The 14247-nt window shown below is 36.6% G+C and carries 9 protein-coding genes and 3 tRNA genes; 8 read left to right on the top strand and 4 right to left on the bottom strand.

Annotated features, from left to right (window positions below; translation table 11 throughout):
• Nucleotides 1–488 precede the first annotated feature (488 nt).
• The 4 genes from GWI68_RS10785 to orn form a co-directional block, all read right to left on the bottom strand.
• Nucleotides 489–564, bottom strand: a tRNA-Gly gene (locus GWI68_RS10785).
• Nucleotides 565–599: 35 nt separating this feature from the next.
• Nucleotides 600–675: transfer RNA gene (locus tag GWI68_RS10780), tRNA-Gly, on the bottom strand.
• A gap of 36 nt (nt 676–711) precedes the next feature.
• Nucleotides 712–787 (bottom strand) — tRNA-Gly (locus tag GWI68_RS10775).
• Nucleotides 788–953: 166 nt separating this feature from the next.
• A complete protein-coding gene (orn, locus tag GWI68_RS10770) occupies nt 954–1499 on the bottom strand; it encodes an oligoribonuclease (protein ID WP_166540276.1) in 546 nt (181 codons plus the stop codon).
• A 115-nt stretch (nt 1500–1614) separates the two neighbouring features.
• Here orn and rsgA point away from each other — a divergent pair, with 115 nt between their 5' ends.
• From rsgA to GWI68_RS10730, 8 genes are all read left to right on the top strand, one after another.
• The gene (rsgA, locus tag GWI68_RS10765) at nt 1615–2673 is read left to right on the top strand and encodes a small ribosomal subunit biogenesis GTPase RsgA (RefSeq protein ID WP_166540275.1); all 1059 of its coding nucleotides are present in this window, start codon (nt 1615–1617) and stop codon (nt 2671–2673) included.
• 88 nt (nt 2674–2761) lie between these two features.
• A complete protein-coding gene (asd, locus tag GWI68_RS10760; protein ID WP_109410176.1) occupies nt 2762–3658 on the top strand; it encodes an archaetidylserine decarboxylase in 897 nt (298 codons plus the stop codon).
• 22 nt (nt 3659–3680) lie between these two features.
• Nucleotides 3681–7016 carry a miniconductance mechanosensitive channel MscM gene (gene mscM / locus GWI68_RS10755; RefSeq protein ID WP_166540274.1) on the top strand — a complete coding sequence of 1112 codons (3336 nt, stop codon included), beginning with the start codon at nt 3681–3683 and terminating at the stop codon, nt 7014–7016.
• A gap of 1318 nt (nt 7017–8334) precedes the next feature.
• Complete coding sequence (locus GWI68_RS10750; protein ID WP_166540273.1) at nt 8335–9189, top strand: LysR family transcriptional regulator; 855 nt, start codon at nt 8335–8337, stop codon at nt 9187–9189.
• A 231-nt stretch (nt 9190–9420) separates the two neighbouring features.
• Complete coding sequence (locus GWI68_RS10745) at nt 9421–9942, top strand: fimbrial protein (RefSeq protein ID WP_166540272.1); 522 nt, start codon at nt 9421–9423, stop codon at nt 9940–9942.
• A gap of 58 nt (nt 9943–10000) precedes the next feature.
• Nucleotides 10001–10660 (top strand): molecular chaperone, encoded by a 660-nt coding sequence (locus tag GWI68_RS10740; protein WP_166540271.1) that lies wholly within the window; start codon nt 10001–10003, stop codon nt 10658–10660.
• A gap of 12 nt (nt 10661–10672) precedes the next feature.
• Entirely contained in the window at nt 10673–13198 is a 2526-nt protein-coding gene (locus GWI68_RS10735) for a fimbria/pilus outer membrane usher protein (protein ID WP_166540270.1), read from the top strand.
• A gap of 9 nt (nt 13199–13207) precedes the next feature.
• Nucleotides 13208–14230, top strand: coding sequence for a fimbrial protein (locus tag GWI68_RS10730; protein WP_208105161.1), 1023 nt, complete (start codon nt 13208–13210; stop codon nt 14228–14230).
• The last annotated feature ends 17 nt before the right edge of the window (nt 14231–14247 follow it).

Genomic DNA, 14247 nt, shown 5'->3' with positions numbered 1-14247 from the left:
AAAAATAAATAGTGCTTAGATGCGGTGGTTATTAGCATCTCACTGTGGATAAATCAATTTGGGAAGATTTTAAGAATAGTAGAATATTTATTACATTTTTTTAAAGAAAAGCGCCTAAAACCCTTTCTTTTTTCTAAAATACTATTCAATGCATGTTTAACAGAATAAAGGCCTAAAACCGAAAAAATGATCTTGCCTTTTATTTCCCCCTTAAATGAGGAAAGGCGCACATTCTAGTGCCGTCAAAATAGAAAAGCAAGCAAAGATCAAAGATAGATCACAAAAAAATAGCTTGATCTTACATGCATTAACGACATTTCTTTTTTTGCACAATAATCACTCACACTCTCTTTACGTGTATTAAGTAAAATTCCCTAATTTATGATCCTAAAACAGTGTAGTCGATATTTAAAAAAGCGAGAGGAAAAACTTAAAATTTTCTTTATGGGGATTAAAAATAAGATTTGTTGAAACAGAAGAGAAAAACTTGGAGCGGGAAACGAGACTCGAACTCGCGACCCCAACCTTGGCAAGGTTGTGCTCTACCAACTGAGCTATTCCCGCATTTGGTAAGTTTTGACAATAGTTAGTAAAAGATTTGGAGCGGGAAACGAGACTCGAACTCGCGACCCCAACCTTGGCAAGGTTGTGCTCTACCAACTGAGCTATTCCCGCATCACATAACACTACTAACAATCGTCTAAGAAAGATTGGAGCGGGAAACGAGACTCGAACTCGCGACCCCAACCTTGGCAAGGTTGTGCTCTACCAACTGAGCTATTCCCGCATCTTTCTTACACCCGTACAAATAAAATTCTTCATCGGTACGGGAAGCGCATTATACGAGAAAAATGCTTAACCGCAAGCCCTTATCAACAAAAAAATGCGTTTTTTTGATTGCATGCTGATAAAATCATCACAATGATGCAATATCAATCATGAGTGCACATTTTTCACTCTTTAATAAAGGTCTTACGATAATAGTCTAGCTCTGCAATAGATTCACGAATATCATCTAATGCTTGATGAGTATTCTTTTTCTTAAAACCGTCTAAAATTTCAGGCTTCCAACGACGCGCCAACTCTTTTAATGTACTGACATCAAGATAGCGGTAGTGAAAATATTGCTCTAGCTCTGGCATATAACGGTACAAAAAACGTCGGTCTTGGCCCACACTATTGCCACAAATAGGTGATACCCCTTTAGGCACCCATTTTTCTAGGAATTCAATTGTCGCTTTTTGTGCTGAATTATCATCATATTGACTGGCTTTCACACGCTCAACTAAACCACTACCAGTATGAGTGCGAGTATTCCATTCATCCATTAAACTCAGTTGTTCATCCGATTGGTGTACAGCAATTACTGGGCCTTCGGCTAAAATATTAAGTTGAGGATCTGTCACAATGGTGGCAATTTCGATGATACGGTCACATTCAGGATCAAGACCGGTCATTTCCAGATCTATCCAGATCAGATTGTTCTCGCTTTTTGACATAATATATCCTAGCTGTTTCTAAGTGTGAGACATGATATTTTAGCGTTTATCATAGCGCGTTTACTCAATAAGCACGACAGAAGAACATCTAACCGAATAATACAAGTGAGGATCGGTGACAAAACGTAAATTATCTAAAGGCCAGCAACGTCGAGTACAAGAAAACCATAAAAAGCGTTTGCAGAGCAAAGAGAAAAAAAACCACGTTGAATTAGACGATACGCAATTAGGCGAAGCGTCCGAAGGTTTAGTCATTAGCCGTTTTGGCCAACATGCAGATATTGAAGCAACTGACGGCTCGATTACTCGATGCAATATCCGACGCACAATTTCATCCTTAGTGACAGGTGATAAAGTTGTGTGGCGCCCTGCGCTACAAATACAAGAAAATGTCCGAGTGAATGGTATCGTTGAAGCGGTACATGAGCGTACCTCTGTGCTAACACGCCCTGACTATTATGATGGAATTAAACCTATTGCGGCAAACATTGACCAGATTATTATTGTCTCCGCCATTTTGCCTGAGTTGTCTTTAAATATTATCGACCGTTACCTTGTCGCTTGCGAAACGTTAAATGTTGAACCTCTAATTGTGCTCAATAAAATCGATATGTTAGATGAACAAAGTCGTAAGACAGTTAGTGAATGGATGCAGACTTATAAAGACATTGGTTATCGTGTCCTTGAAGTCTCTAGCTATACTAAAGAAGGGCTAGATGCGCTCACGCAAGAACTTATCGGCCGTATCTCTATTTTTGCTGGGCAGTCTGGTGTGGGTAAATCAAGCTTACTTAACACGCTACTACCACCGATGGAAGAAAGTATTGTTGTTAATCAGGTCTCTGATAACTCTGGTTTAGGGCAACATACAACAACCGCATCACGTCTTTACCATTTCCCACAAGGCGGAGATGTGATTGATTCTCCAGGTGTCCGTGAATTTGGCTTATGGCATTTAACGCCTGATCAAGTGACAAAAGGATTTGTTGAATTTAGACCGTACCTTGGTGGTTGTAAATTCCGCGATTGTAAACATTTAGACGATCCGGGTTGCTTAATCAGTGAAGCCGTAAAGAAGGGTGAAATATCAGAAACACGCTTTGAAAACTACCATCGTATTTTAGAAAGTATGAGTCAGGTGAAAGTTCGTAAGAACATTAATTTAGACTCTTAATAATTGATTCACTGACAACCCTATTAAGGGTGGGTACAATAGACCCCTTTTGTCTATTTTTTATCGTTTAATCCCAGAGGTTGCCATTTTGGACAAGCTAAAAATTAAACTACAGTATTTATTGCCTAAATTATGGCTCACACAGCTAGCAGGTTGGTTTGCAAACAAAAAAGCGGGTGCAATCACCCAGTTTGTTATCAAAGCCTTCGCAAAAGCCTATAAAGTCGATATGAATGAAGCGAAAGACAGCCAGTTCCAAGCTTATTCAACATTCAATGAGTTCTTTATCCGGGCTTTAAAAGACGGCGTACGTCCTATTGTTGAAGGTGATGACAAACTTGCATTACCAGCAGACGGTGCTGTCAGCCAACTTGGTCTTATCCAAGACGATCAAATTCTGCAAGCTAAAGGACATCATTACACTCTTGAAGCGTTACTCGCAGGTAACTTTATGTTAGCAGATAAGTTCCGTAATGGTCAGTTTATTACGACATATCTTTCGCCTCGCGATTACCACCGTGTTCACATGCCTTGCGATGGTTTATTAAAAGAGATGATTTATGTTCCTGGTGATCTCTTCTCCGTTAATCCATTAACGGCGGCCAATGTACCAAACTTATTTGCACGTAATGAACGCATTATTTGTCTTTTTGAAACACAATTTGGTCCAATGATACAAATTCTGGTAGGTGCAACTATTGTCGGTAGTATTGAAACGATTTGGTGTGGCATGGTAACACCGCCTCGTGAAGGTATTATTAAACGTTGGACTTATCCTCAAGCAGACAAAGCAGGAGCGATATTCTTGAAAAAAGGTGAGGAAATGGGCCGATTTAAGTTAGGCTCAACAGTCATCAACCTTTTCCCTGAAAATACCGTTCAATTGAATAAAGATCTTATGAATGGCTCCGTTACATTAATGGGGGAACAATTAGGTTCCATCATCAATGTTGCTGGCAATGACGCTAACGCCATCAGTGAATAATACGTAATTCGGAGTAACCTTTGTGCGCCTGATAATCAGTCTTTTCTTCTCGCTCTTTTTGACTTTTTCGTTAAGCACATCTGCAATATCAGCAGATGTAGAGAAATTACGTCAAGATATTAAACAACTTGAAGGAAGTACTAATCCTCAAGATATTGAGGCTGTTCAGGCGCTACAAGGCACTATCAACTGGATTAATGATGGTGAAAAAGCGCAAAAAAATGCAGACAACTATCAAAAAACCATTGATGATTATCCAGAGATCACCAAAGAACTCAGAACTAAGCTTCTTGAAGAAAGTCACGCAGTTCCAACTATCCCAGAAAAAATTAGCATTCCTGATTTAGAACAGAAAATTATTCAAGTCAGTAGCCAATTAATGGAGCAAGCAAGGCTTCAACAGCAAGAACAAGACAAAAGCCGTGAAATCAGTGAGTCTTTAAATTTATTGCCTCAACAACTCTCGGAAGCACGTCGTTTATTGAGTGACGCAACAGCAAGGCTTGCCTCTGTCAGTGCATCAACAACACCGTTAACAGAAGCTCAAAATAAGCTGACTCAAGCTGAAGTAACAGCTCGTAAGGCGATGGTTAATGAGCTAGAAATGGCACAGCTATCAGCGAATAATCGCCAAGAAATAGCACGTCTTCGCTTAGAACTATTTAAAAAACGCTATCAACGCCTTGATGTACAACTACAACAATTACGTAGTTTATTGAATATAAAACGCCAAGAAGTCGCTGATCTTGCGTTAGAAAAAACAGAGATGTTAGCAGAACAAGGTGGCGAATTACCTGAGTTTCTGACAAAACAGATCCAAACTAATCGTGAACTTTCGCAGATCCTGAATAAACAAACTCAGGAAATGAGTGAGCTATCAGAAAAACAGCGCATCACCACCCAACAAACACAACAAGTCCGCCAAACACTAACAACTATTCGAGAGCAAGCTCAATGGTTAAGTGGCTCAACAGCCTTAGGTGAAGCACTAAGAACACAACTTTCTCGTTTACCTGAAATGCCTCGTTCACAAGAACTTGATAGAGATATTATTCAATTACGTGTTGAGCGTTTAGGTTATGAGGATATGCTGGAAAACTTAAGTAAGATCCAGCCACCAGAAACTGCCGATGGCTCTAAATTGCCTGAAGCTCAGCAATATATTTTTGATTCTCTTATCCAAGCACGCCATGAGTTATTAAATTCTCTGCTATCCGGTTATGATTCTCAAATTCTTGAGTTAACAAAACTGAAAGTTGCCACAACACAATTAGCGGATGCTTTAAAAGAAACAAAAGACGCGACAAACCGTTATATGTTCTGGGTTGCCGATATCAGCCCTATCAAATTCAATTATCCGGTTTTATTAGTCAAAGATATCACTCGGTTACTTTCGTTAGATACCTTTTCACAATTAGGCCATGCAGCTGTTAGCATGCTTAAAAACCAAGATACGTTTCTATTCCTGTTTGTTACCTTATCAATTGTTGGTTTTAGCCTTCGTACTCGAAAGCACTACAACGCCTTTCTTGAAAGGGTCAGTAACCGTATTGGTAAAGTCACTCAAGATCATTTTTCACTGACAATACGCACCGTATTTTGGTCTATTTTAATTGCACTTCCGCTACCTCTGTTATGGTCTGCGGTTGGTTATGGCTTACAAAGTGTTGAATGGCGTTATCCAATGGCTGGCGCAATTGGCTATGGTGTAACGGCGGCCGCTCCCGTGTTGTGGCTATTTATGATCAGTGCAACCTTCGCACGTCATAACGGTTTATTTATTGCTCAATTTAAATGGAAAGAAAGTAGAGTCAAAAAAGCAATGCGTTTTTACCAGCTTTCCATTTTTGTCATCGTCCCGCTGATGATGTCATTAATTACCTTTGAATATTATAGTGATAGGGAATTTGCACCAACCGTTGGTCGCTTCTGTTTCTTGCTACTCTGTATCGCCCTAAGCTTTATTACTTCCAGTCTTAAAAAAGCCCATGTTCCCCTTTATCTTGATAAACATGGATCTGGTGATAATGCAATAAACACTATCTTATGGTGGTTCTTACTTCTTGCTCCTGTTATTGCAGGCTTAGCCGCTGTTTTAGGTTACCTTTCTACCTCGATTGTCTTGCTTGGCCGTTTAGAAATGTCAGTAGCAATTTGGTTTGCTTTACTGATTATCTATCACATTATTCAACGTTGGATGCTTATTCAACGTCGTAAATTAGCCTTTGAACGAGCTAAACAGAAACGGGCTGAAATTCTCGCCCAACGTGCAAAAGGCGAAGATGAAAATACCATAGTAGGCAGTAGCGGTGAGAGTACTGTAGGGCTAGAAATAGAGGCTCAAGAAATAGACCTTGATGCAATCAGTGCGCAATCTATTGGTTTAGTTCGCTCTATTCTGACTATGATTGCATTAGTGTCGATGATCTTATTATGGTCTGAATTAAACACTGCATTTTCCTTTGTCGATAATATTCGTCTTTGGGATGTAACCTCATCGGTGAATGGAGTTAACACCATACAACCTATTACCATGGGATCTATTTTAGTGGCGATCCTTGTGATTATTATCACTACGCAATTGGTGAGAAACTTACCCGCTTTACTTGAACTGGCTATTTTACAACATTTAGATTTAACGCCAGGTACAGGCTATGCCATTACTACCATGACTAAATACAGCATCACTCTAATTGGTAGTATTGTAGGCTTCTCTTTATTAGGGATTGAATGGTCAAAATTACAATGGTTAGTCGCAGCAATGGGGGTTGGGTTAGGCTTTGGTTTACAAGAAATTTTTGCCAATATCATTTCAGGGTTGATGATCTTATTTGAAAAACCGATCCGTATTGGTGATACCGTAACCATTCGTAATTTGACGGGGAATATTTCTAAGATCAACACCCGAGCGACAACGTTGACCGACTGGGATAGAAAAGAGATTATCGTACCGAATAAAGCCTTTATCACAGAACAATTTATTAACTGGTCTCTGTCGGACTCTGTTACCCGTATTGTGATGACCATTCCTGCCCCCGCAGACTGCAACAGTGAGCACGTCACCAATGTCTTATTAGAAGCATCAAAACGCTCTACGATGATTTTAGAGAACCCAGCGCCTGAGGTTTATTTAGTCGATTTACAACAAGGTATTCAGATTTTCGAATTACGTGTTTATGCCGCAGAGATGGGGCATAGAATGCCAGCGAGACATGAAATTCATCAAAATATTCTCTTAGCTTTTGCAGAACATGGTATCCCATTACCATTCCCACCATTCCAAGCAAGAGTGGATATGATGGGTAATACAATTCGTAGCTCAATGCGAGCAACACCTAGAGAAGTCGGTGGGTTATAATCCCCCTTCAATTTATTTGATAAAAAGCCATTATCTTCTTGAAAAAAAAGAAAGGTAATGGCTCTATTCTTTTCTTCCTCATTCCTTTCATCCCCTTTTCTGACGCCTTTTTCATTCTATTCTGTGTAGCTGTTTCTCTTATAGCTTATTGATTGTATAAAATTAATCCGCATTTTCTTCTTAGCCTCTTATTTCTAGAAAAAAAACAAATTATTTTTTGATTTTTTGTTTAATAAAATTGATAAGTAATAACATAAAGAAACTATCTACCACTCGATAGTAGTATGAATATAATAAAGTGAGCATCATAAAAAGCTCACTATTCTTTCAGGAAAATATTTTTAATACGGTATATTTTTCTAACTAATGACCAATTTATCCAGAAAATAAAATGTCATTTTGGATAAGGTATTTAATTTACCTTAAGGTGAAATATATTTTGTCTTACCTTTATTATTTTACCGCTCTGTTAACGGAATCGGACTCCTAAATAAAATCAGCTTACAATTATTGATCTAAATCATGTCATTACGTTTTTATACTTAATTACACTCCTTAAATGAGTAGAAATTACTCTTTGTTGGTTTTTAGCTTTTAAATTATTATCGCTAACCGATCATTTTCCTTCCCTAAGTTAAATAAATTAAGTCATTTATAGCGTACAATACTTAACATCAGTATTTAAAATGCCAATAGCTTTACATAGTAGAACACTTCTGAATATCGATATTTAGCACTAAAAAATAGTCTAATTTGGATTAATAAACAGCAACTATCGTTAAAGGCAGTCTTATTTATCTTACTTTAATCACCTTAAATCAAATATAAAATATTTAACATTCTAAGTTTTAATGCTAAGAATGAATAAGAATAGATAAAAAATAAAAAGAAAAATAATTATAAATAATAAATTCACGATTATTTTAAAACAATAAAATTTAAAACATACTTTAATTAAAATCTATAACTTAATAAAAAATTAAATTAAAAATAAAAAATGAATAAACATCAACAATAATATAAATAGAAGATATTACTTATTGTTCCAAGTAACACCTTTTAGTTATATGGAAAAAAATAACGAAAAAGAATAAAAAAAACATGTCTAATTTATAAAATAAAAATCTTCAAATAAAAAATAATAAATACTTTTCTTAGAATTGTATTACTTATTAATAGATGACATTACAGATTATAATGTTAATATTTTTTAAACTTGATTTTAAAATGAGTATTACTACCTATTAACAATGCTAAGATATATTGCTAGCTTCATTTTTAATGAGTATTAAATAAACAATAATATAAAGGTTCCATTATGGAAAAATCCCGAACGACTCTCGATCAGTGGATTACCTTACAAGCTGTCGTTGACTACGGTGGCTTTGCTCAGGCCGCAGATGCATTATATAGAACACAATCATCAATTAGCTATACTATCAATAAATTAGAGCAGACTTTAGGCGTTGAGATCCTCTCTTTAGAGAAAAGGCGAGCGGTACTTACTCATGAAGGTAAAGTATTACTTGAACTCTCTAGAGAAATTACTGAAAAAGCGATTTCATTAGAAAAAGAGGCTAAAAATTTTATATTTAACAATAAGTTAAAGATAAACATACTGATAGATCCTTTATATATTTCAGGTCTTTTCTGGAATAAAATTTCTCAATTTATTAAAGACAATAAACACTATGATATTAATATTCATAAAACAGCGCTTAGTAAATCAGATTTTTTAGCACAAAAAGATCAAGATTTGGTGATAACACATTACAATATAAAATCATTGCAACCCATTGATTTAGAAAGTATTAAAACAGTGTTAGTAACACATCCTAAGAGTGTTTTACAACATCTACAACATGATGAATTATCAAAGGAATTACAACAACATACTTATATTTCTTTACTCGCTAACAGCTCAGATGCCGATCATAATAACCAAATTATTCATGTTGGCTCTGTGGAAACAGCAATAAACTTTGTTAAGCAAGGCCTTGGTTATTCTCGACTTCCTTTAACGGTTGTTCAAGAAGAATTGAATAAAAATACGATTAAAAAATTAAATATACATAATGAAGATAAAGAATATAAGTTCTATCTTTATTTGAATAAAAATTCATTTTCAACAGGAGATATAACAAATTTATTATCTTTAATAAATAATAAATGACTATACCAAGATTTAATTTGTGACTAATTAAACATTATTTTTAATTTTAAAAACGAACATTAAATAATTTGATATAAAGACAAAAAAACTCATGTAAATCTTTATTAACTTAAATTTTTCGTGATGTTATATTTTATTGGCATATTTTATATGCGAATAAACCAATACTTAAATCTATACTTATAAATAAATTAAAAAGTAAAGATAATTACTTTTTATATAGGACCGTTCATGAGCAAATTAAATAAATCTCTCTATTTATTAGGGATGAGTCTCTCTCTACTTTCTGCACCTGCTGCTTTTGCATCGGGCACAATTAATTTTACCGGAGAAATAACAGATCAAGCCTGTACTGTGGATAGTTCTTCTAAAAATCTAACCGTAGATTTAGGAAAAGTATCATCAAAAAGTTTAGCGACTAAAGGTGAAGTTGCTGGCCTTAAAGACTTCACTATTAAACTAATTGATTGTCCTGTTGATACGACAGTCGCTGTCCGTTTTGGCGGGACTCGTGATGCAATTGATAGCGATATTTTAGCCATTGACCAAGTCTCTGGTGGCGCGACAAATGTAGGTATCGCTCTGTTTGAAAAAGATGCCGTATCTCAAATAAACCTATATGACGATTCAAAAGAAGTCGAAATCAAAGGAACTGAAATTAACTTAGATTATGTTGCACGTTACAAAGCAACAGCCCAAGCAACACCAGGCCCAGCAAATGGATCTGCTGTTTATAGCATCCAATATAAATAATAAAAACGAGGGTAATCCTTATTACCCTCTTATTTCCCTTAACTTTGTGGCGCCATTTATGAAAAAGAATATTTTTCTAACTCTATTTTTATTATTTTCTCTCATAACGGTAAGCCATGCTGCTGGAGTAAGTGTGGGGGGAACTCGATTTGTTTATAACGATAATGCTCGTGAAATAAGCATTCCTATTCTAAATACCGATAAAGAAAAACCTTATCTCATCCAAAGTTGGGTTTCTGCTTTTCAAGGCACAGAAAAACCCCCTTTTATTGCAACACCACCGCTTTTTCGTATTGAGCCTGATGGAACAGGAACTGCGCGTATTTCCTATACTGGTGAACCGTTAAATTCCAATACTGAAGTCGTCTATTGGCTTAATATAAAATCAATCCCACCTGTTGAAAAGAGCCCTGAGAATCAATTGCAACTCGTCATTAATTCTCAATTTAAACTCTTTTTACGCTCCCATGATATTGAGCCACTTAACTTTAATAACGTCGAATTATCAAAACAAAGCCAAGGCTTGGTGCTTAACAACAAAACACCTTATCACCTCACGATCAAACATATTTTTATTGATGACAAACGCTACCCTTACGACCCTTTAATTAACCCTTATCAAGAAGTCGTATTACTTAAAGAGAGTCCAATTGCTCAGAAAGTCACTGTGCAGTTTATTAATGACTACGGTGCAACTGTAGATAAAGTATTAAATTAAGAGTGTAGAGTTATGACTTTATCCATCATCGCATTACCTACAAAACGATTATCGGTATTTCCTACTGATAATCTCTATCGCCACTGTTTACTTGCCATGGCGATAGCCTCTATTTTATTTCCTTATCAGGTCATTGCTGAAGAGCAATTTAATCCTGATGCGCTCAATTTAGGAATAGAAAATCAGGTCGCGGATATTAATAGCCTTGATTATTTTTCTTATACTGGAGGACAACTTCCTGGTATCTATTCTGTTGATATTTATCTCAATAATAAATTAATCGATAATCGCCAAGTCCGTTTTATTTTTGATGAAGAAAAAAAGACACTAGCGCCAGAGCTCACCAAACAAGATTTATTAAATTGGGGAGTAAAAGAGTCTGCAACTTCGCAATTTAACCAGCAAGCGAGTACATCAACAGTTACCGATATTGCTAGCGTTATTCCAAATGCAAAGTATGAGTATGATTTTTCACGAGCACGTTTGTCGTTTTCTATACCACAAATTGCTTTATACAATTATGGGCAAGGCTATATTCCACCAGCACAATGGAACGATGGCATAAATGCTGCCTTTGTAAATTACACTTATCGTCAAAATCAGTATTGGTATCGTGACCAAAATAATAGTAACTCTATTTTCTTAGGATTACGTAGTGGTGTTAACGTGGGCGCTTGGCGTTTACGTAACCACAGTAACTACAATAAAAACAGTGATAATTCATCTCAGTGGAATAGCTTACAGACTTATGTTGAACGAGATATTCGTAGTTTAAAAAGTCGTTTAACTATAGGTGAAACCGCTTCTGATAATGATGTATTAGAAAGTATTCCTTATCGTGGTATTAAATTAGCTTCTGATGAAAGCATGTTGCCACAAAGCCAACGTGGATTTGCTCCCATCGTCAGAGGTATCGCGCAAAGTAATGCTGTTGTCACCGTTCGACAAAATAACAGCATTATTTATCAGACCTCCGTTCCACCAGGTGAGTTTGCTATTTCAGATTTATATCCCACTTCTTACAGCGGTGATTTACAAGTTACGATCGAAGAAGCCGATGGAACAACCCGTACCTTTTCACAACCTTTTTCTGCTGTTCCCATGATGCAACGCGCGGGTAGCTTAAAATACAGTGTAGATATTGGTAAATATCATGCAGACGCAGCAGCAAGAAAACCTAATTTCTTTCAAACCTCTGCTATTTATGGGCTTCCTTACAATTTTTCCATTTATGGTGGCACATTAATCTCTGCTGATTATCAAGCTTATGCATTAGGTACTGGGATTAATCTTGGCTATTTGGGTGCCGTTTCTGCGGACATTACTCACGCGAAAACAACCTTAATAAATGACAATGAAGCCCAAGGACAATCTTATCGTGTTCAATACTCAAAATATTTACCTGATACCAAAACGGGTTTTTCATTAGCTTCTTATCGCTATTCAACAAAAGATTATTACGATTTCTCAGCGGCTAATGAGCGATTTTCTCATCTCTATCGTAAGAAAAAACAGTTTCAGTTATCTGTATCGCAATCTTTAGGAGATATGGGCTATCTCTCATTAAATGGTTATCAACAATATTATTGGTATCAAGACAGAGTCGATCGCAATGTAAATGTGAGTTTTAATTCAAATTATCGTGCATTAAGTTATAGCGTCTCTTATGCCTATAACAAGCGTCAAGAAAATGGATTAGCCGATCAGATTTTATCTATTAACTTTAGTCTTCCATTTAATATTGCTCAGAATAACAACTGGTTAAGTTATCGCTATAACACCAGCAAACAAGGTGATTCTATTAGTTCAGTGAGTTTAAGTGGTACACAGTTAAAAGATAACAACCTGCAATATGATATTTCACAAAACTACAATCATTCTCGTCAAGAATACAGTGGCTCTGTTAATGGCAACTACAGTGCTTCTGGAGGCGAGATTAGTGCAGGTTACAATTACGACAAACGCTATCAATCAATAAATTGGGGCGCGACGGGTGCACTTTTGGTTCATCAAGGAGGGATCACCTCCTCTCGCACCATTTACGATTCTGCTATTTTAATTAAAGCAGAAGATATTGATAACTTAAAAGTCAGTAACGCGCAAAGCCTTTATACCAATGCACAAGGCTATGCCGTTATTCCGAATGTTTCACGTTATGAACGTAATAAAGTGACGGTTGATCCCTCTTCTTTAACGGGTAATAACGATGTTGAATTAACATCAACAACCGTTATTCCAACCAAAGGAGCAATTGTCTTAGCCGATTTCAAAGCAAGAAAAGGCGCTCGAGTACTTGCAAACTTACACTACAACGGAACACCACTGCCATTTGGTACCCAAGTTGAGATTTATAAAGATGACCAAGTGCTTTCAAGTGGGATTGTAGCCAATGATGGTGAAGTTTTCTTAAATGGCGTACCTGAACGTAGCCAACTACGTGCTAAATGGGGCAATAGTGCTGTCGAACAGTGCCAAACAGCATTAAATGTGGATCTTGCCTTAGAAAAAATCCAATTTTTACAACTTGAATGCAGATAGGTGAGCACAATGAATAAATATATAACTCTTGGTTGTCTGTCTGCTGTTTTGTATACATCAACCACATTTGCAGAGTTTAGGGCAGACCTTACCACTAAAACAGTCACCTATTCTGCTCCCATTTATGTCTCACGTTCAGCACCTATTTTAACCGAAGTCGCAACGATTAATTTAGGAACTGTGAATGCATGGACTTGGTGGAATCTCTCCGGTGGTGCAGTAAGACCAGGGATTTATTTACCAGGCTCTTTTAATGCATCAAGCCCAAGAGTCAATGGCGCTTATGTCAAAGAGCTTAACAGCAGTGGTGTAGGTTATACCTTACATGGCACCATTAGTGGGAGTTGTAGTGGCTCTGCTTATGTCGATGGTCAGCAAAATATTGATGGTAACTACAGTAATCGCCTTATTTGCTCAACTAATGCGACCAGCGGTAATTATTCTGTGTCATTAGAAATGAAGCTTTATAAATTACGAGATAATGTGAAATCACAAACGATCCCAGCGTCATGGGTCGCAATGCTTATTCTCTACAATAATGGCTTTATTACCAGTGACTATGTAGGAAAAAGTGAACCTAAAATTAATCTATCGTCTTTAAACATCATCTCTAGTGGCTGTGATGTTGTGAATAATAATATTAATGTGCCACTGGGTGCAGTACCTAAATCGAGTTTTAATGGTGTTGGCTCTGTCAGCCCAGAGAGTATCAAAGATTTTAATATTAATTTGAGTTGTGATCCGGTTTCACCAATTAAGATCCGATTTGATGGTGTTGCTGATGACCAACAAACAACTGGAACCATTGGTTTAAGTAACCCAACAGACAGCAATACCGCTAAGGGTTACGGTATCCAAGTTAAATATAAAAATCAGCCTATTAAGCTGGGGCAATTAATTACTGTGAGTGAAAAAAATAACGCCGCAGGCAGTTATTCTATTCCTTTAGAGGCAGGATATATCCAAACATCTAATACAACGAGTGCAGGCAAAGCAAATGGAACATTGCAGTTTACGATGCAATACCACTGACGAAATGTAGATAGATT

This window comes from Proteus sp. G2669, from assembly GCF_009915245.1.
GTDB lineage: Bacteria > Pseudomonadota > Gammaproteobacteria > Enterobacterales > Enterobacteriaceae > Proteus.
Note: the sequence above shows the minus strand (reverse complement) of the source record. Positions and strands in the feature narration are given on the sequence as shown.